This is a genomic window from Streptomyces sp. LaPpAH-108, from assembly GCF_000373625.1.
Taxonomy (GTDB): Bacteria; Actinomycetota; Actinomycetes; order Streptomycetales; family Streptomycetaceae; genus Streptomyces.
In genome coordinates, this window is the sequence record NZ_KB891987.1 from 1,318,768 (window position 1) to 1,338,440 (window position 19,673).

Annotated in this window: 15 protein-coding genes; 10 read left to right on the plus strand and 5 right to left on the minus strand. The window is 71.0% G+C overall.

Translation table 11 applies throughout. The features are described from left to right. Positions 1–4: 4 nt before the first annotated feature. Positions 5–451 carry a hypothetical protein gene (locus B079_RS0105995; RefSeq protein ID WP_018544874.1) on the minus strand — a complete coding sequence of 149 codons (447 nt, stop codon included), beginning with the start codon at positions 449–451 and terminating at the stop codon, positions 5–7. A 72-nt stretch (positions 452–523) separates the two neighbouring features. Next, the gene (gene eccCa / locus B079_RS0106000) at positions 524–4,492 is read right to left on the minus strand and encodes a type VII secretion protein EccCa (RefSeq protein WP_018544875.1); all 3,969 of its coding nucleotides are present in this window, start codon (positions 4,490–4,492) and stop codon (positions 524–526) included. A 341-nt stretch (positions 4,493–4,833) separates the two neighbouring features. Here eccCa and eccD point away from each other — a divergent pair, with 341 nt between their 5' ends. Next, a complete protein-coding gene (gene eccD / locus B079_RS0106005) occupies positions 4,834–6,333 on the plus strand; it encodes a type VII secretion integral membrane protein EccD (RefSeq protein ID WP_037801290.1) in 1,500 nt (499 codons plus the stop codon). 57 nt (positions 6,334–6,390) lie between these two features. On the opposite strand, the gene B079_RS0106010 is transcribed toward eccD, so the two are convergent. After that, a complete protein-coding gene (locus B079_RS0106010) occupies positions 6,391–6,726 on the minus strand; it encodes a DUF397 domain-containing protein (RefSeq protein ID WP_018544877.1) in 336 nt (111 codons plus the stop codon). 512 nt (positions 6,727–7,238) lie between these two features. Here B079_RS0106010 and B079_RS31410 point away from each other — a divergent pair. The 6 genes from B079_RS31410 to B079_RS0106040 all read left to right on the plus strand — a co-directional run bounded on the left by B079_RS31410 (position 7,239) and on the right by B079_RS0106040 (position 14,326). Further along, a complete protein-coding gene (locus B079_RS31410; protein WP_018544878.1) occupies positions 7,239–8,702 on the plus strand; it encodes a PQQ-binding-like beta-propeller repeat protein in 1,464 nt (487 codons plus the stop codon). A 195-nt stretch (positions 8,703–8,897) separates the two neighbouring features. Beyond that, positions 8,898–9,188, plus strand: coding sequence for a 30S ribosomal protein S15 (gene rpsO, locus B079_RS0106020; protein ID WP_018544879.1), 291 nt, complete (start codon positions 8,898–8,900; stop codon positions 9,186–9,188). 292 nt (positions 9,189–9,480) lie between these two features. Continuing rightward, on the plus strand, positions 9,481–11,700 hold the full coding sequence (locus B079_RS0106025; protein WP_018544880.1) for a polyribonucleotide nucleotidyltransferase: 2,220 nt from the start codon (positions 9,481–9,483) through the stop codon (positions 11,698–11,700). After that, on the plus strand, positions 11,697–13,076 hold the full coding sequence (locus B079_RS0106030) for a M16 family metallopeptidase (RefSeq protein ID WP_018544881.1): 1,380 nt from the start codon (positions 11,697–11,699) through the stop codon (positions 13,074–13,076). The genes B079_RS0106025 and B079_RS0106030 overlap by 4 nt, the downstream gene beginning before the upstream one ends. A 34-nt stretch (positions 13,077–13,110) precedes the next feature. Further along, positions 13,111–13,863, plus strand: coding sequence for a 4-hydroxy-tetrahydrodipicolinate reductase (dapB, locus tag B079_RS0106035; RefSeq protein ID WP_018544882.1), 753 nt, complete (start codon positions 13,111–13,113; stop codon positions 13,861–13,863). A gap of 10 nt (positions 13,864–13,873) precedes the next feature. Beyond that, positions 13,874–14,326: a hypothetical protein gene (locus B079_RS0106040; RefSeq protein ID WP_018544883.1), complete on the plus strand. Its 453-nt coding sequence runs from the start codon at positions 13,874–13,876 to the stop codon at positions 14,324–14,326. Positions 14,327–14,386: 60 nt separating this feature from the next. Here B079_RS0106040 and B079_RS31415 read toward each other — a convergent pair whose 3' ends face one another. Both B079_RS31415 and B079_RS0106050 read right to left on the minus strand, forming a co-directional pair. Further along, the gene (locus tag B079_RS31415) at positions 14,387–14,941 is read right to left on the minus strand and encodes a membrane protein (RefSeq protein ID WP_018544884.1); all 555 of its coding nucleotides are present in this window, start codon (positions 14,939–14,941) and stop codon (positions 14,387–14,389) included. Between the two features lie 87 nt (positions 14,942–15,028). Then, positions 15,029–15,265: a hypothetical protein gene (locus B079_RS0106050; protein ID WP_018544885.1), complete on the minus strand. Its 237-nt coding sequence runs from the start codon at positions 15,263–15,265 to the stop codon at positions 15,029–15,031. Positions 15,266–15,425: 160 nt separating this feature from the next. Here B079_RS0106050 and thyX point away from each other — a divergent pair, with 160 nt between their 5' ends. From thyX to B079_RS0106065, 3 genes are all read left to right on the plus strand, one after another. Continuing rightward, the gene (gene thyX / locus B079_RS0106055; protein ID WP_420705755.1) at positions 15,426–16,202 is read left to right on the plus strand and encodes an FAD-dependent thymidylate synthase; all 777 of its coding nucleotides are present in this window, start codon (positions 15,426–15,428) and stop codon (positions 16,200–16,202) included. 214 nt (positions 16,203–16,416) lie between these two features. Continuing rightward, a complete protein-coding gene (gene dapA, locus B079_RS0106060; RefSeq protein WP_018544887.1) occupies positions 16,417–17,316 on the plus strand; it encodes a 4-hydroxy-tetrahydrodipicolinate synthase in 900 nt (299 codons plus the stop codon). A 110-nt stretch (positions 17,317–17,426) separates the two neighbouring features. Then, a complete protein-coding gene (locus B079_RS0106065) occupies positions 17,427–19,112 on the plus strand; it encodes a ribonuclease J (RefSeq protein WP_018544888.1) in 1,686 nt (561 codons plus the stop codon). The last annotated feature ends 561 nt before the right edge of the window (positions 19,113–19,673 follow it).

Below are 19,673 nucleotides of genomic sequence, written 5' to 3' on the forward strand. Positions count from 1 at the left end.
CCCGTCAGCCGCCCTTCCGCTCGTCGAAGCCCTGGTCCAGCTCGGAGATGCTGCTGAGGGTGCCCGCGATGTAGGACTCGTCGGCCGCGTGCTGGTTCTTGGTGTAGCGCAGATGGTTGGAGATGTGGGCGCAGGCGTCGAGAAGCGTCTGCACCTGGTCGACCCAGTGTCCGGCGACATGATCGAGGGCGGCTCCGATGGCGAAGCCCTCGCTCGTGAGTCCGCCGGCCGCTTTCAGTGAGGACATGCGCGCGTGGTCGCTGTAGTGCCCGAAGTCCTCGAACAGGTCGTGGGCCGCCTTGCCGATGGCAGCCAGGTCCGTCTCGTGCACGGTGAGATCACCGCGCGGAACCGGTCCGCCCCCATCGGGCGGCACATGGTCGATTTGCGTGTGCGTCGGCCGGTTCTTCGCGGCGTCCGCCTTCAGTTGCTCCCACTCGTCCCACGCCATCCGTCATCACTCCCCGTTTTGTCGTGCCGCGCCGCCCGGACGCGGCACCATCAAGCCACAACCGGTGACCGGCTAGTACTCCCCCTCCACCCACCCCGTCTGCACCAACGGCTTCCCCCGCTTGCGTGACACGAAGACCCCCCGCCCCGCGGGCATCGGCCGGGGCCGGACTCCGCCGAGGACGTCGCCCTCGCCGGGGTCGCCCGCGAGGATGAGGCCCTGGGCGCCGAGTTCCTTCATGCGTTGGAGGAAGGGTTCGTAGGAGGCGCGGCTGGCGCCCGCGGAGGAGCGGGCGATGATGAAGCGGACGCCGACGTCGCGGGCGAAGGGGAGCATTTCGGTGAGGCCCGCGAGGGGGTTGCCGCTGGAGGTGGAGACGAGGTCGTAGTCGTCGATGACGACGAAGACCTGCGGGCCCCGCCACCAGCTGCGCTCGCGGAGCTGCCGCGCGGTCACCTCGGCGGTCGGGGTGCGGCGCTGCATCAGGTCGGCGAGGGCCGTCATGTGGTGGTCCATCTGGCTGGACATGGGGATGTACTCGGCCAGGTGGGTCGCCGGGGTGACGTCCAGCAGGGAGCGCCGGTTGTCCACGACGAAGAACTTCGCCTCGTCGCCGCCGTACCGCAGGGTGAGCTGCCTGATCAGCAGCCGCAGCAGGTTGGACTTGCCGGACTCGCTCTCGCCGAAGACCAGCAGGAACGGGTCCTGCTCGAAGTCGAGGAAGACCGGCTCCAGGTTGTCCTCGTCGAGCGCGAAGGCGACCCCGCGCTTCGGGAAACGGTCACCGGAGGGCAGCTCGACCGCGTCCAACTGGCGCGGAAGCAGGCGTACTTCGGGCGCGCCCGGGCCCTGCCAGTGGCGGGAGACCTCGGTGGTCAGCGCGGCCGTGGCGTCCGCCAGATCGGTGTCGGAGGTCAGGCCGTCGATGCGCGGCACGGCCGCCATGAAGTGCAGCTTCTGCGGGGACAGACCGCGCCCCGGCACCCCCGCGGGCACGTTCGCCGCGACCTTGCGGTCGACCTCGGAGTCCATGACGTCACCGAGCCGCAGTTCGAGGCGGTTCATCAGGTGGTCCTTGAGGTTCGCCCGGACCTCCATGGAGCGCGACGCCGTGATGACGACGTGGATGCCGTACCCCAGACCGCGCGCGGCGATGTCCAGGACGGCGGGCTCCAGACCCTCGTAGTCGGTACGGAAGTTGCCCCAGCCATCGATGACGAGGAAGACGTCGCCCCAGGGCTGGTCGGTGACCGAGATGTCACCGCGCGCGCGGCGGGCGCGGAAGTCGGCGATGGAGGGGATGCCCGCCGAGCGGAAGTACTCCTCGCGCCGGGTGAGCACGCCGTACACCTCGGAGACCGTGCGCCGCACCCGCTCCGGGTCCAGGCGCGAGGCGATCCCGCCGACGTGCGGCAGCCCGGCCACGGCCGAGAGGCCGCCACCGCCGAAGTCCAGGCCGTAGAACTGCACTTCCTGCGGGGTGTGGGTGAGCGCGAAGGAGCAGATCAGGCTGCGCAGCAGCGTGGACTTGCCGGACTGCGGACCGCCGAGGATCTGCAGGTGCCCGGCCGCGCCGGAGAAGTCCAGCATGAGCCGGTCGCGCCGCTGCTCGTAGGGCTTGTCGACCAGACCGGCGGGGACGATCAGACGGCCCGCGCCCTCGTAGTCGGGCTGGGTGAGACCGCGGCCCGGCACCGGGGCGAGGCCGGGCAGCAGCGCGTCGAGCGCGGGCGGGCTCTCCAGCGGCGGCAGCCACACCTGGTGCGCGGCAGGACCCTGCGCCTCCAGACGGCGCACGATGACGTCCAGCACGGTGTCGGCGAGCGCGTCGTCCACGTCCTTGACGGACTCGGTGCGCTGCTGGGGCACCGCGACGTAGTGCACGGGCACCTCGGTCGCCGTGAACAGCACCGGGCGCCGGTCCACCGGCAGCGGACCGCCGGACAGCGCGGCGCCGCCCTGCGGCCCCGAGCGGTACACCCCGGAGACGTACGCCGCCTTGAAGCGCACCATTTCGTCCGTGCCGAACTTCAGGAAGCCGGAGCCGGGCACGTTCGGCAGCTCGTAGGCGTCCGGGACACCGAGGGCGGCGCGGGACTCGGCGGCGGAGAAGGTCCGCAGACCGATCCGGTACGACAGATACGTCTCCAGACCGCGCAGCCGCCCCTCCTCCAGGCGCTGCGAGGCCAGCAGCAGATGCACGCCGAGCGAGCGGCCGATGCGGCCGATCTGCACGAACATCTCGATGAAGTCCGGCTTGGCGGTGAGGAGTTCGCTGAACTCGTCGATCACCAGGACCAGCGAGGGGATCGGCTGCAGGGGCGCACCGGCGGCGCGCGCCTTCTCGTAGTCGTGGATGTTGGCGTAGTTGCCCGCGTCGCGCAGCATCTCCTGGCGGCGGTTCAGCTCGCCGCGGATGGAGTCGCCCATGCGGTCGACCAGGGTGAGGTCGTCGGCCAGGTTGGTGATGACGGCGGCGACGTGCGGCATCTGCGACATGCCCGCGAAGGTCGCGCCGCCCTTGAAGTCGGCCAGGACGAAGTTCAGGGTCTCCGAGGAGTGGGTGACGGCGAGGCCGAGCACCAGCGTGCGCAGCAGCTCCGACTTGCCGGAACCGGTCGCGCCCACGCACAGACCGTGCGGACCCATGCCCTCCTGCGCGGCCTCCTTGAGGTCCAGCATGACCGGGCGGCCGTCCTCGCCGAGACCGATCGGCACGCGCAGCCGCTCGGCAAGGGCGCGGGGCCGCCAGGTCCGCTTGGTGTCGACGGAGGCGGCGTCCCCGAGCCCGAGCAGGTCGGTGAACTCCAGGTTGGCGAGCAGCGGTTCGTCGTCGTCACCGCCGGAGGCCATCCGCAGCGGCGCGAGCTGGCGGGCCAGCGCCTCGGCGGACTCGGGGGAGAGGGCGTCGGGGGTGCCCTCGTAGACGATCCCGTGTCCGGACTCGAGGCGCAGCGAGCCGGGCCGCACCACGACCGACAGATCGCCCGCCGGGCCGGTGGGCTCGCCCGGCGCGACCTCGACCAGGGTGACGCCGTGCAGGCCGTCGGCCGAGGCGAGCACGGAGTCGGGGAGCAGGGACAGGTCGTCCAGGACGATCACGATGTGCGGCTCGTCCAACAGGGGCGCCGCGTCCGGGTGGAAGCGCGGGCGGCCGGTGAGCCGGGTCGCCAGCAGGTCCTCCAGCTCGCGCACGTCCGAGCCGATCAGACGGCGGCTGCCCGCGCCGTCCACCGCGCCCGGGGCCTGCGCGTGCGGCAGCCACTTCGCCCAGTCCCAGTGCGGCAGCGCCTCGCGCCCGGCGGCCACCGCGACGATCAGGTCCTCGGGGGAGTGCAGCGAGGCCAGCGAGCCCACCAGGGCGCGGGCGCAGGCCCGTACGGAGTCCGGCTCACCGCTGAGCACGACGTGCGAGAAGGCGCGCAGCGAGACGGCCATCGGCAGGTCGCCGAGCGTGCCGTGCGCCGCGACGAAGCGCTGCATGGCGCCCGCGGTCAGCGGCTCCAGCTGCTCGACCGGACCGGTGTCCGGCGCGATCAGCGGGGTGGCCAGCGGCTGCGGACCGAGACCGATGCGCACATGCGCGAAGTCCTCGTCGCCCGCCCGGCGTTCCCACACCCGGCTGCCCTCGGCGACCAGCGCCCACAGCTGCTCGGGGGAGGGGTGCAGGTAGTACTGCGCGTCCCGCTGCGCCCGCGCGGTGCGTACGGCGTCCTTGCGGGTCTGCGAGAGATAGCTGAGGTAGTCACGGCGCATGTCGGCCAACTGGCCCTGGGAACCGCGCCGGAAGCGGACGACCATCGCGACGGACATGGCGATCGTCGACGCGATCATGATCATTCCCATGATCTTCATGAACGGCTGGCCGTTCGTGAAGAAGAAGACCACGGAGCCACCCATGCCGAGCGTGGGCAGCAACTGCATCAGCACGCTCTCCTGATGCCCGCGCGGCAGTTCCGGCGGCGGCTGGACGGCGATCTCCTGCGTCGGCACGTCGGACGGAAGCGCCCGAGGCGGGCGTTTGACGACGATCTGGCTCACTGCTCACCAATTCCCTTGCCCGACCCCGGCTTTCCGTCCGCCGCCCCGTATCCGGCGGACGCGGGCCGCCGCGCGATCCTACTGAGTTCACGGCGCGCGGGTGAGCGGTAGGGTGCCGGATGTTCGCGTGAGCACACGCCGACGCGACCGGAGAATCCGGGGCAACTCGCCTCATCCCCGCGCGGGAGGGGCCCGGAATCCGGCCGTACGACGGGTCAGCCGCCGCACCCGCGGTGGACGCGGGAGCGAACGGCACAGGACCTTCACCACACGGACGCGCCCTCGTCACCGGGCGAGCGGAACGCGTCACACCATCACCGAGGGGGAGCAGACAGGTGAGCATGACGGCCGCCACCGGCGGACCCGGAACCGGAACACCGGCCGGGGCCGGTACGGGACTCGGCTTCTGCCGGGTCACCATCGTCGCCCCGGACAGCCGCATCGACGTGGCACTCCCCGACGACGTGCCCGTCGCCGACCTCTGCCCGGAGATCCTCCGCCTGGCCCGGCAGAGCCCCGAGACGGGCGCCCCGGTCGGCTACCACCTCGTCCGCACCGACGGCACCGTGCTGGACAGCTCCCGCTCCTTCGCCGCCCAGCGCATCCTCGACGGCGAACTCCTCACCCTGCGCCCCTTCGCGGAGTCCCTGCCCCCGGCCGTCTTCGACGACGTCGCCGAGGCGGTCGCCGCCGCCGTCACCAAGCAGCACCGGCTCTGGAGCGGCGACCTCACCCGGATCGCGGGTCTGATCGGCGGCGGCGTCCTGCCCGCCCTGCTCGCCTTCGTGGCCTGGACCGCCGACCCGCGCCACGACATGAACGGCCTGGCGGGCATCCTCGCCGCCGTCACCGGCGTCCTGCTCGTCGTCCTGTCCGCCGTCCGCGCCCGGGTCTACGACGACCGCGCCTCCTCCGTCGCCCTCGGCCTCGGCGCGCTGCCCGGCATCGGCGTCGCGGGCAGCGGACTGCTGCCGCTCAGCGGCGGCGAGGGCATCGGCAGACTCCAGTTCCTGCTGGCGTGCGCCGCCGTGCTCGTCGCCTCGCTCGTCCTCGCGCTCGTCTCCCCGCACCGGGACGGCCCGTTCGTCGCCTTCGTGTTCGCCTCCGGCGTGGCCCTCGTGGCCGTCTTCGTCGCCACCCTGGCCGACTGGGCGCCCACCGAGACGGTGGCCCTGTGCGCCACCGTCGCCGTCGGCGCGCTGGCCTTCCTGCCCGGCCTGTCCCTGCGCATCGCCCGGCTCCCGATCGGCTTCGAGGCGCCCAACTCGGCGCCCCGCGCCACCGCTTACGGCACCGAGACCGCCGCCCCCGAGCCCGTGGACACCGAGCGCGTCGAGGCACAGGCCCGGCGCGGCCACGAAGTCCTCGTCGGACTGGTCGGCGGCTGCGCCCTCCTCGCCGTCGGCGCCGGAGCGGTCCTCGGCTTCTCCGACGACGTATGGGCCCAGCTCCTCGCGCTCGCCGCCGGTGTCGCCCTGCTGATGCGCGCCCAGCTCTTCCGCTACACCGCGCAGGTCGCCGCCGTCCTCGCGGCGGGCCTCGGCACCCTGGTCCTGCTCGGCCTCGGACTCGCCCTCAACCCGCCGGAGTCGGTGATGCGCGCGGCGCTGGCGGGCGACCGCACCGACCTCTCGATCCGCACCGTCTGGCTCATCGCGGTCATCGGCCTGGCCGCCGCGCTCTTCACCGGCCTCGGCCTGGTCCTCTCGCGCGGCACCCTGACCCCGTTCTGGGGCCGGTTCCTGGAGATCTGCGAGGGCTTCGTCCTGCTCACGCTGATCCCGCTCACCCTCGCCGTGTTCGACGTGTACGCGACCGTGCGGGCGATGACCAGCAAATGAGCCGACGGGGGACCGGAGCGTCGGCTCCGGCCCCCCGTCGGGTCGTACGCGGTGCGCTCAGCCCTCCCCGGCCTGGGCCTCCTCGGCCCGGAACCGCTCCTGCGCCTCCAGCCCGCCGTTGTGCTCCATCGGGCGCAGGTCGAACTCCCCGTCCCGTGCGCCCAGGACGAAGGCCCGCCACTCGGCCTCGGTGTAGCGCAGCACGGTGTCCGGGTCCAGCGAGGACCGCATCGCCACCGCGCCCTCGGGCATGTACGCGATCTCCACCCGCTCCTCGTGCTCCTCGGTACCCGGCGCCGAGTGCCACTCCAGCCCCGAGATGTCCACCGCGTACAGCTCGTCCCGCTCCCGTTCCTTACGCGCTTTCAGTTCCAGGTCCTCGGCGTCGGTCATCGCGGCCGTCGTCCTTCCATCCGTACCGGCGAACTGTGAAGTCACCCTACTGGGCGGGGTTCTGGCAGGTCATGGATTCGGGAGGGAGCGTGCCTGGGGCTTCGGACGGGGTACGGCGACGGAGGCCGGCCGGGGGTGGGGCGCGGGAGGTGCCGCCCCGCCCCTGGCCCAGACGGTGCACTGCCCCGTCGCCGACAGCCGGGGCGCGGTCGGCGACACGTCCCGCCCGTCGGCGACGAGGCGGACGACGACACCGCCCGGCCTGGAACTGCCCGGGCCGAGCCCCGTCCCGTCCCGGAACCGCCCGGGACGCGCCACCTCCCGAATCGGAACCGCCCGGGACGCGCCACCTCGCCCTGGCCCGGAACCGTCAGGGACGCACCACCTCGCCCTGGCCCGGAACCGTCAGGGACGCACCACCTCGCCCGCGTCCCCCCCCATCGCCGAACCACGCCAGGCCCAGAAAGACCAGCGGAGCACCCCGCCCCCCCAACGCCCCCGAAAGGCCCCCGATGACCTCGCCCCCGCCCTCCGCCTTCACCGCCTCCACCCTCGCGGTCGACCAGCAGCGCCGCCGTCGCCGTACCCGGCTGCTCCTCGGCGGAGCAGCCGCCGTCGTGCTCGCGTGTCTGGCGCTGTGGGCCTGGGCCGGCAGCGGAGGGACGTCCGGGGGTGACGACCGGCCCGCGCCCGCCCCGCAGGCGCCGGACGCGGTCCGTCGTACGGCCGAGACGCCGCCCCGGTCGGTCGAGGGGCGGGCGGCCGTGCGGTACCGCGAGGAGATCCGCCAGGTCGGCGCCACCGCGGACGCGCCCGGAGCCTGGGCCACGGAGAGGACCTTCGCCAAGGGCTTCGTCAACACCGTGAAGGGCTTCTCCCTCACCCGGGCGAACGCGACCGACGCGAAGGGCGACCGCCCCGCCTGGACCCTGACGTTCCCCGGCCCGCTGTGCGCCACCACCCGGCACGTCAGCGCGGCGGGCTGGACGGCCGTCGCCTACGCGGGTGAGCGCGTGGACCCGGGCCAGAGCCTGAGCGCCCCCTGCGACCGGCTCGCCGTCATCGACCTGGACACCGGGAAGAAGCGCTGGGAGACCCGGCTCGGCACTGCCGACGCCCCGGCGGGCAACGTCAACGTGACGATGACCGACGGCGCCGTGATCGTCGCGGGCGACCAGGGCTCCGCCGCGTACGACACCACCCACGGCACGCGCCTGTGGACCCGCTCCGACCGGGGCACCTGCACGGACACCGGCTTCGCGGGCGGCGGCCCCGCCCTGCTCGCCCTCGCCCGCTGCGGCGACTCGGCGGCCCCCCGCTTCCGCGTCGAACGCGTCGACGCCCACACCGGCCGCACCACCTGGACGTACCGCGTCGGCGACGGCATCGAGAGCGTCCACCTCGCCTCCGCCCGGCCCGCCGTGATCGCCGTCGCCGCCGGAGACGTCGAGGTCAGCCATCTGATCCCGCTCGACGAACACGGCCGGGCCCGCGGCACGATCCGGCTGGCCGACACCCACACGCCCACCGGCTGCGACCGCCCCTTCAGCGCCGTGGTCGAGAGCTGCCCGTCGGTCGTCGTCGGCACCCGGCAGCTGTTCCTCCCCGTGGACGACGACATCGTCGCCTTCGGCCTGGCCACCGGGAGGAGCGGTCGCCGCTTCGCCTCGCCCACCGGCGCCATGACCCCGCTGGAGATGAACGGGGACCAGCTCATCGCCTACCGTGAGGGCAGCGGCTTCACCCCCTCCGCCGTGGTCTCCCTGGACCCGGCCACCGGCAAGGAACGCCCGCTGCTGCTCTTCGGCGCGAACCCCGACGACCTCGCCGGGACGGACGACCCCACCCGGGACGACATCCTCTACGAGCACGGCCGCCTCTTCTTCGCCGCGACCAGCGCCTACGGCCCCATCGACAAGGGCCACCGGGGCGAGCTGTCCAACGTGGCGGTCGGCATCGAGAGCGTCGCCCGCTGACCCCGGCCGGAGCCGCCGCGACCCCCTGGTACCCTGAGTGACGGCCGTTCGTGTCAGCACCCCCGCAGCAGCTGCTTCATCGCACCCGCTTCGGAGGCCGCGCCCGACGGCTTCCCCGCCTTCCGAGTCACGGAAGCACCCCCGAGAGTCAGACCGGGGGCACTCGAAGGCAACCCAAGAACCCGAGGAGTACGCGTGTCGCTCGACGCCGCTACGAAGAAGCAGATCATCGCCGAGTTCGGCCAGAAGGAGGGCGACACCGGCTCCCCCGAGGTCCAGGTCGCCATGCTCTCGCGTCGGATCTCCGACCTGACCGAGCACCTCAAGGCCCACAAGCACGACCACCACTCCCGCCGTGGTCTGCTGATCCTGGTCGGCCAGCGTCGCCGCCTGCTGCAGTACCTGGCCAAGAAGGACATCCAGCGCTTCCGCGCCCTGGTCGACCGCCTCGGCATCCGCCGCGGTGCGGCCGGCGGCGCCAAGTAAGACGCCACGAAGGGAGCGGTTCCCGATAAGGATCGGGAACCGCTCCCTTTGCCGTACGTGCGGAAACGTGCGGAGTGTCACCGACCCTTTGTAGGGTGTTGGCACAACGCATCACGTACGACACAGAACGAGGAGACGCGCACCTCGCCGCCGCCGGTCCTCGGTAGTGGCCCCCGGGGGGAAGACGCCCCGGGTGCTTCGATCGAAGACCGGCCCGCACCAAAGGGGCGCTTCTCCCACCACCGTCCCCCGCCACACGGGCGAGCGGGACGAAGACGAGGAGAAAACGCTAGTGGAGAACGAGACCCACTACGCCGAGGCCGTCATCGACAACGGCTCGTTCGGCACCCGCACCATCCGCTTCGAGACGGGCCGCCTGGCCAAGCAGGCCGCCGGTTCCGCCGTGGCGTACCTGGACGACGACACCATGGTGCTGTCGGCCACCAGCGCTTCCAAGACCCCCAAGGACCAGCTCGACTTCTTCCCCCTCACGGTGGACGTCGAGGAGCGGATGTACGCCGCCGGCAAGATCCCCGGCAGCTTCTTCCGTCGTGAGGGCCGCCCCTCCGAGGACGCGATCCTCACCTGCCGCCTGATCGACCGCCCGCTGCGCCCGTCCTTCAAGAAGGGCCTGCGCAACGAGATCCAGATCGTCGCCACGATCATGGCGCTCAACCCCGACCACCTGTACGACGTCGTGGCGATCAACGCCGCGTCCGCGTCGACGCAGCTGGCCGGTCTGCCCTTCTCCGGCCCGATCGGCGGCGTCCGCGTCGCGCTGATCCGCGGCCAGTGGGTCGCGTTCCCGACGCACACCGAGCTGGAGGACGCCGTCTTCGACATGGTCGTCGCCGGTCGCGTCCTGGAGGACGGCGACGTCGCGATCATGATGGTCGAGGCCGAGGCCACCGACCAGACGATCAAGCTGGTCGAGGGCGGCGCCGAGGCGCCGACCGAGGAGGTCGTCGCCGCCGGTCTGGAGGCCGCCAAGCCCTTCATCAAGGTCCTGTGCCGCGCCCAGTCCGACCTCGCCGCCAAGGCCGCCAAGCCCGAGGGCGAGTTCCCGGTCTTCCTGGACTACCAGGACGACGTGTACGAGGCGCTGAAGAAGGCCGTCCAGCCGGAGCTGGCCCAGGCCCTCACGATCGCGGGCAAGCAGGAGCGCGAGGCCGAGCTGGACCGCGTCAAGGGTCTGGCCGCCGAGAAGCTGCTGCCCGAGTTCGAGGGCCGCGAGAAGGAGATCTCCGCCGCTTACCGCTCGCTGACCAAGCAGCTGGTCCGCGAGCGCGTGATCAAGGAGAAGAAGCGCATCGACGGCCGCGGCGTCACGGACATCCGTACGCTCGCCGCCGAGGTCGAGGCCATCCCGCGCGTGCACGGCTCGGCGCTGTTCGAGCGTGGCGAGACCCAGATCCTGGGCATCACCACCCTGAACATGCTCCGCATGGAGCAGCAGCTGGACACCCTCTCCCCGGTGACCCGCAAGCGCTACATGCACAACTACAACTTCCCGCCGTACTCCGTCGGTGAGACCGGCCGCGTCGGCTCCCCGAAGCGCCGCGAGATCGGCCACGGCGCCCTCGCCGAGCGCGCCCTCGTGCCGGTGCTGCCGACGCGCGAGGAGTTCCCCTACGCGATCCGCCAGGTGTCCGAGGCTCTCGGCTCCAACGGTTCGACGTCCATGGGCTCGGTCTGCGCCTCCACCATGTCGATGCTGAACGCCGGTGTGCCGCTCAAGGCCCCCGTCGCCGGTATCGCCATGGGCCTGATCTCCGAGCAGGCCGACGGCGAGACGCACTACGTCACCCTCACCGACATCCTCGGTGCGGAGGACGCCTTCGGCGACATGGACTTCAAGGTCGCCGGCACGAAGGACTTCGTGACCGCCCTCCAGCTCGACACCAAGCTGGACGGCATCCCGGCCTCCGTCCTGGCCGCGGCCCTCAAGCAGGCCCGCGACGCCCGTCTCCACATCCTCGATGTGATGACCGAGGCCATCGACCGGCCGGACGCCATGTCCCCGAACGCGCCGCGGATCATCACCGTCAAGATCCCGGTCGACAAGATCGGTGAGGTCATCGGCCCGAAGGGCAAGATGATCAACCAGATCCAGGAGGACACCGGCGCCGAGATCACGATCGAGGACGACGGCACCATCTACATCGGTGCCGCCGACGGCCCGGCCGCCGAGGCCGCCCGCGCCACGATCAACAGCATCGCCAACCCGACGATGCCGGAGGTCGGCGAGCGCTACCTGGGTACGGTCGTCAAGACCACCACCTTCGGTGCCTTCGTCTCCCTGATGCCCGGCAAGGACGGTCTGCTGCACATCTCGCAGATCCGCAAGCTCGCCGGCGGCAAGCGCGTGGAGAACGTCGAGGACGTGCTCGGTGTGGGCCAGAAGGTCCAGGTCGAGATCGCCGAGATCGACTCGCGCGGCAAGCTCTCCCTCATCCCCGTGATCGAGGGCGAGGACGGCTCGGACGACAAGAAGGACGACGCCGACCAGTGACGTCCCGTGGCTTCAAGGCGACGGCCCGCACCTCTTCGGAGGGGCGGGCCGTCGCCCGTACCCAAACCCTGATCAAGGGCACCAACGGCATCGGCACCGTCCGCAGGACCACCCTCCCGGGCGGTCTGCGCATCGTCACCGAGACGCTGCCCTCCGTGCGCTCGGCCACCTTCGGCATCTGGGCGAACGTCGGCTCCCGTGACGAGACCCCCGCGCTCAACGGCGCGACGCACTACCTGGAACACCTGCTCTTCAAGGGCACCGGCCGCAGGTCCGCCCTGGACATCTCCTCCGCGCTCGACGCGGTCGGCGGCGAGATGAACGCGTTCACCGCCAAGGAGTACACGTGCTACTACGCACGCGTGCTCGACACCGACCTCCCGCTCGCCATCGACGTGGTGTGCGACATGCTGACCGGCTCGCTGATCCGCGAGGAGGACGTCGACGTCGAACGCGGCGCCATCCTCGAAGAGATCGCGATGACCGAGGACGACCCGGGCGACTGCGTGCACGACCTGTTCGCGCACACCATGTTCGGCGACAACGCCCTCGGCCGCCCGGTCCTCGGCACCGTGGACACGGTCAACGCCCTCACGGCCGACCGTATCCGCCGCTTCTACAAGAAGCACTACGACCCGACCCACCTCGTGGTCGCCGCCGCGGGCAACATCGACCACACCAAGGTCGTACGCCAGGTCCGCGCCGCCTTCGAGCGGGCGGGCGCCCTGACGAGGACGGACGCCCGGCCCGCCGCCCCGCGCGAGGGCCACCGCGCCCTCCGCGCGGCGGGACGCGTCGAACTGCTCGGCCGCAAGACCGAGCAGGCGCACGTCGTCCTCGGCATGCCGGGCCTCGCCCGCACCGACGACCGCCGCTGGGCCATGGGCGTGCTGAACACCGCCCTCGGCGGCGGCATGTCCTCCCGGCTCTTCCAGGAGGTCCGCGAGAAGCGCGGCCTGTGCTACAGCGTGTACTCGTACACCTCCGGCTTCGCCGACTGCGGCCTCTTCGGCGTCTACGCGGGCTGCCGTCCCAGCCAGGTGTCCGACGTGCTCAAGATCTGCCGCGACGAGCTGGACCACGTGGCCGAGCACGGTCTCACCGACGACGAGATCGCCCGCGCCATCGGGCAGCTCAAGGGCTCCACCGTCCTCGGTCTGGAGGACACCGGCGCGCTGATGAACCGCATCGGCAAGAGCGAGCTGTGCTGGGGCGAGCAGATGTCGGTGGACGAGATGCTGACCCGGATAGCCCAGGTGACCCCGGACGAGGTCCGGTCGGTCGCCCGCGACATCCTGGGACAGCGCCCGTCGCTGTCGGTCATCGGCCCGCTCAAGGACAAGCAGGCCGCGCGGCTGCACGACGCGGTCGCCTGATCCCTCGGTCCCCACTGGGTGTAAGGAAACGGAAATGAGCAAGCTGCGCGTGGCGGTCCTCGGTGCGAACGGTCGCATCGGTTCCGAAGCGGTACGAGCCGTCGAGGCGGCCGAGGACATGGAGCTGGTCGCCGCCCTCGGCCGGGGCGACAAGCTGGAGACCCTGGTCGACACCGGCGCCCAGGTCGCCGTGGAGCTGACCACCCCGGCCTCGGTCATGGGCAACCTCGACTTCTGCGTGCGCCACGGCATCGACGCGGTCGTCGGCACCACCGGCTGGACCGAGGACCGCCTCGCGCAGCTGACGGGGTGGCTCGACCAGTCCCCGGAAACCGGTGTGCTCATCGCCCCGAACTTCTCCATCGGCGCCGTCCTCACCATGAAGTTCGCGCAGATCGCCGCGCCGTACTTCGAGTCCGTCGAGGTCGTCGAGCTGCACCACCCGAACAAGGTGGACGCCCCCTCCGGCACCGCCACGCGCACCGCCCAGCTCATCGCCGAGGCCCGCCGCACGGCGGGTACGGCCCCGGCGCCCGACGCCACGGTCACCGCCCTGGACGGTGCCCGGGGCGCGGACGTGGACGGCGTGCCCGTGCACGCGGTCCGGCTGCGCGGCCTCCTCGCCCACCAGGAGGTGCTGCTCGGCGCCGAGGGCGAGACCCTCACCATCCGCCACGACTCCCTGCACCACAGCAGCTTCATGCCGGGCATCCTGCTCGGTGTACGCCGTGTGGTGTCCGCCCCGGGCCTGACCTTCGGCCTGGAGAACTTCCTCGACCTCGGCTGAGAGCCCCGTCATGCGCGCGAAGATCACCTACCTCGTCACGGCCGCCGTCCTGGTCTTCTACTTCGTCCTGGTCGGCAGCCGGGGCGTCATGCTCATCGAGTCCGGCACGCTCCTCACCGTCACCTTCGGCGTGGCGGTGCTGATCCTGCCGGTCATCGGCCTGTGGTTCCTGTGGAAGAACACCCAGTTCGTCCGCCGGGCCAACGCCCTCGCCGCCGAGCTGGACGCCGAGGGCGGGCTGCCCGTCGACGAGCTGAAGCGCACCCCGGGCGGCCGGATCGACCGCGACTCGGCCGACGAGGTCTTCGCCCGCCGCAGGGCCGAGACCGAGGCGGCCCCGGACGACTGGCGCAGCTGGTTCCGGCTCGCCGTCGCCTACCACGACGCCCGCGACACCCCGCGCGCCCGCAAGGCGATGCAGCGCGCCATCGCCCTGCACGACGGCAGGCCCGTCCCGGCCTGAGCCCGCTCACAGCGAAGGGGCCGTCCCGCGACAGCGCGGGACGGCCCCTTTTCCACGTCGTCAGCGGGGCCGGTACTCCGCCGCCCACGCCTCCACTGCGTCCGCCGCCCGGTCGAACCCGGCCGGGCGGTTCAGGAAGTCCAGGTCGTGCGTGGTGAGCAGCGGCGCGGTGTCGTCGGGCGCCCGGTCGGCGCGCACCAGCGTCAGTGCCTGCCCCTGCACCGTGCGCGGCAGCCCCAGCCAGCGCACCGGCTGCTGCGCGGTCCGCACCGAGACCACCCGCTGCCAGGGCACCGTCCGCGTCATCAGGAAGTTCACCTGGCGCAGCCCGCGCTCGCTGACCCACACACCCATGCGCAGCACCCGCAGCGCGGCGAGGATGATCGCGAAGGCCAGCCCGAAGATCGCCCCGGCGGAGCCCGCCGAGCCGGTCAGCGCGATGAGTACGGCGGCGAACAGCACGAAGGACGACAGCAGCAGCCCCACGGCCACCCCGCCCACCCGCCAGGGCCCGGGGCGGTACGGCCGCCGCCAGCGGTCCCGGTCGTCGTACGGCAGCGAGCTCTCGGGCGCCGCCTCGGTGGTGCGGTCGGCCGTCAGGAAGGGGAGGGGCACGGCTGTTCCTCACTCGGTCGCGTGGGCTGTGCCCGGTGAGGCTATCCGCCGGTGATCGCGCTCACCAGCCATGGACCGCCGTAAGAGTCAGTGTCCCTGCGCCGCCTGGGACTGCGGCCCCTCGGGAGCACTGGGCGTGGAGAGCGCCGGCATGCCGAGCATCAGCGAGCCGACCAGACCCGCGACGAGGGTGAGCCCCAGCAGCCAGCGCCCGGCTATCTCGCCGGTGGAGGCCCGCTCACGGGGCGGGGGAGCGACATTGCCGCGGAACCTGTCGGCTTCGGCGAGGAAGGCGAAGGGCACGGGCTCACGGCGTCGGAACATGGGGGGCGTGTCTCCTCTCGGGGGCTTTCGGGGCGTATGGGGATGCGGCTCATTCATACAGACGAGCGATTGGCCCAAAAGGTGCCCATGTCAGGAAAACCCGCTGGATGGGATCTTTGGGGTGAGGTGGTGGTGTCCTGAGAGGGTGCGCGTGCCCCGTATGGTGGGCGCGAACCTCAGAAGTGCCAGAAGTGATGGAAGGACCCGCGTGACCACCCCCCAGCCGCTCACCCTCCGCAGCGACGTCACCGTCGAACTGGTGAAATCCAGCGCGTCGGACGCCGACGTCCTCTTCGCCGCCCGTGTCTCCACGCTCGGCGAGCAGTCCCTGGACGAGCTGGGGAAGGACCCGGAGCGCTCCAAGGGGCTGATCAACTACCTGATGCGCGACCGGCACGGCAGCCCGTTCGAGCACAACTCGCTGACCTTCTTCATCAGCGCCCCGATCTTCGTCTTCCGCGAGTTCATGCGGCACCGCGTCGGCTGGTCCTACAACGAGGAATCGGGCCGCTACCGGGAGCTGGAGCCGGTCTTCTACGTCCCCGACACCTCCCGCAAGCTGGTGCAGGAGGGCCGTCCGGGCAAGTACGTCTTCGTCGAGGGCAGCCCCGCCCAGCACGAGACGGTGCGCACCACCCTGACGGAGTCCTACGAGCAGGCGTACGCGGCCTACCAGAAGCTGCTCGCCGAGGGCGTCGCCCGCGAGGTCGCCCGCGCGGCCCTCCCGGTCGGCCTCTACTCCTCGATGTACGCCACCTGCAACGCCCGCTCCCTGATGCACTTCCTCGGCCTGCGCACCCAGCACGAGCTGGCCAAGGTGCCGTCCTTCCCGCAGCGCGAGATCGAGATGGTCGGCGAGCGGATGGAGGCCAAGTGGGCGGAACTCATGCCGCTCACCCACGCCGCCTTCAACGCCAACGGCCGGGTCGCCCCGTAAAAACGAAGCCCCGTTCCCCTCGACGGAACGGATGTACGGAGCAACGTTGCGAAGTGTCCGTATTGCGGCATTTAGCGAAGTTCATCTAGCCTGATCAAACGGACCCGGCACTGCTTGAACCCCCGAGCAGGCAGTGCCGGGCTCCTCTTTTGTCCTGACTTACCCGGCACCCCACGGGGCGACCATGGATCGAGTACCGAGTAGCGTGTCACCCATGGCTCCGACCTCGACTCCGCAGACCCCCTTCGGGCGGGTCCTCACCGCCATGGTCACGCCCTTCACGGCGGACGGCGCACTCGACCTCGACGGCGCGCAGCGGCTCGCCGCCCACCTGGTGGACGCAGGCAACGACGGCCTGATCGTCAACGGCACCACCGGCGAGTCCCCCACCACCAGCGACGCGGAGAAAGCGGACCTCGTCCGGGCCGTCACCGAGGCGGTCGGCGACCGCGCCCACGTCGTCGCCGGAGTCGGCACCAACGACACCCACCACAGCACCGAGCTGGCCCGCCAGGCCGAGGCCGCCGGCGCCCACGGCCTCCTGGTCGTCACGCCGTACTACAACAAGCCCCCGCAAGAGGGCCTGTACCGGCACTTCACCACCGTCGCCGACGCGACCGGCCTGCCGGTCATGCTCTACGACATCCCCGGCCGCTCCGGCGTCCCGATCAGCACCGAGACGCTGGTCCGCCTCGCCGCGCACCCCCGGATCGTGGCCAACAAGGACGCCAAGGGCGACCTCGGCCGCGCCAGCTGGGCCATCGGCCGCTCCGGCCTCGCCTGGTACTCCGGCGACGACATGCTGAACCTGCCGCTGCTGTCCGTCGGCGCCGTCGGCTTCGTCTCCGTCGTCGGCCACCTGGTCGCCCCGGACCTGCGCGCGCTCGTCGACGCCTACACCTCGGGCGACGTCGTCAAGGCCACCGAGATCCACCAGAAGCTGCTCCCGGTCTACACCGGTGTCTTCCGCACCCAGGGCGTCATGACCACCAAGGCCGCCCTCGCCCTCCAGGGCCTGCCCGCGGGCCCGCTGCGCGCGCCCATGGTCGAGTGCTCGGCGGAAGAGATCGCGCAGCTCAAGCTCGATCTCGCCGCCGGCGGGGTACAGCTCTGACAACAGACTTCCGCACCACCTGGCTTCACAACTGAATCGACAACTGCACGCACGAACGTCACCCGCGCCACGTGCCACCGGTACGTGGCGCGGGTGGTCAGGAGAGTCTTTTGAGTCATCCGCACCCTGAACTCGCCCCCCCGCCGCCGCTCGCCAAGGGCGGCCTGCGGGTCACTCCGCTCGGCGGTCTCGGTGAGATCGGCCGGAACATGACGGTCTTCGAGTACGACGGCCGTCTGCTGATCGTCGACTGCGGAGTCCTCTTCCCCGAGGAGGAGCAGCCCGGAGTCGACCTGATCCTTCCGGACTTCTCGTCCATCCGGGACCGCCTCGACGACATCGAGGGCATCGTCCTCACGCACGGCCACGAGGACCACATCGGCGCCGTGCCCTACCTGCTCCGCGAGAAGCCGGACATTCCGCTGATCGGCTCCAAGCTCACCCTCGCGCTGATCGAGGCCAAGCTCCAGGAGCACCGCATCCGCCCGTACACCCTGGAGGTGGAGGCGGGCGACCGTGAGCAGGTCGGTCCGTTCAACCTCGAGTTCGTCGCGGTGAACCACTCCATCCCGGACGCCCTCGCGGTCGCCATCCGCACCCCGGCCGGCATGGTCGTGCACACCGGTGACTTCAAGATGGACCAGCTCCCGCTGGACGGCCGCCTCACCGACCTGCACGCCTTCGCGCGGCTGAGCGAGGAGGGCATCGACCTCCTCCTTTCGGACTCCACGAACGCCGAGGTACCCGGCTTCGTCCCGCCCGAGCGCGACATCTCCAACGTGCTGGACAACGTCTTCGCCGGTGCGCACAGCCGCATCATCGTGGCGAGCTTCGCCAGTCATGTGCACCGCATCCAGCAGATCCTGGACACCGCCCAGAAGTACGGCCGCAAGGTCGCCTTCGTCGGCCGCTCCATGGTCCGCAACATGGGCATCGCGCGGGACCTCGGCTACCTGAAGGTCCCGCCGGGCCTGGTCGTCGACGTCAAGCAGCTGGACGACCTGCCGGCCGACAAGGTCGTCCTGGTCTGCACGGGCTCCCAGGGCGAGCCGATGGCGGCCCTGTCCCGGATGGCCAACCGCGATCACCAGATCCGGATCGTCGAGGGCGACACGGTCATCCTGGCCTCGTCCCTCATCCCCGGCAACGAGAACGCGGTCTACCGCGTGATCAACGGCCTGACCCGCTGGGGCGCCAACGTGGTGCACAAGGGCAACGCCAAGGTGCACGTCTCCGGACACGCCTCGGCCGGCGAGCTGCTGTACTTCTACAACATCTGCAAGCCGAAGAACCTCATGCCGGTCCACGGTGAATGGCGCCATCTGCGCGCCAACGCCGAGCTGGGCGCCGCGACGGGCGTCCCGCACGACCGCATCGTGATCGCCGAGGACGGCGTCGCGGTCGACCTGATCAAGGGCAAGGCCAAGATCGCGGGCAAGGTCCAGGCCGGTTACGTCTACGTCGACGGCCTCTCCGTCGGCGAGGTCGGCGAGCCCGCGCTGAAGGACCGCAAGATCCTCGGCGACGAGGGCATCATCTCGGTCTACGTGGTCATGGACTCGACCACCGGCAAGATCACGGGTGGCCCGCACATCCAGGCCCGTGGCTCCGGTATCGACGACTCGGCCTTCGCCGAGATCCTTCCGAAGATCACCGAGACGCTGGAGAAGTCCGCCCAGGACGGCGTCGTGGAGCCCCACCAGCTCCAGCAGCTCATCCGTCGCGTGCTCGGCAAGTGGGTGTCGGACACCTACCGTCGGCGCCCGATGATCCTCCCGGTCGTCGTCGAGGTCTGACCTCCGACGCTCTGACCTGCACAGAGGCCCCCCGACTCCGGTCGGGGGGCCTCTGGCGCACCCCTCCTGGAAAAAATCTTGACAGCCGGGGTTGACACCCCCTGGCCAGATCCGTAGAGTTCTTGGTCTGCCCCGGAGCCGTAACGGTTCTGTGGTGGCACCTCCGCCGCGTAAGCGGCACTCCAACCACCAGCACGATCTCCCGTTCGGGACTGCATTCGGCACGTCCGAATTCAATTCGAATGGGGCTCGGCAGCCCGATTAGGAACTGCCGGGGTTGATCCGCTAAGGTTTGAGACGTCGGAACGGCCGCGAGGCCGGGAAGACAAACCCCGCTGACTGGGGGTCAGACACCGAAAAGGATCTGATAGAGTCGGAACCGCCGGGAAAGGGAAACGCGAGAGCGAGAACCTGGAAAGCACCGAGGAAATCGGATCGGAAAACGGTCTGATAGAGTCGGAAACACCGAAGGGAAGCCCGGAGGAAAGCCCGAGAGGGTGAGTACAAAGGAAGCGACCGTTCCTTGAGAACTCAACAGCGTGCCAAAAATCAACGCCAGAT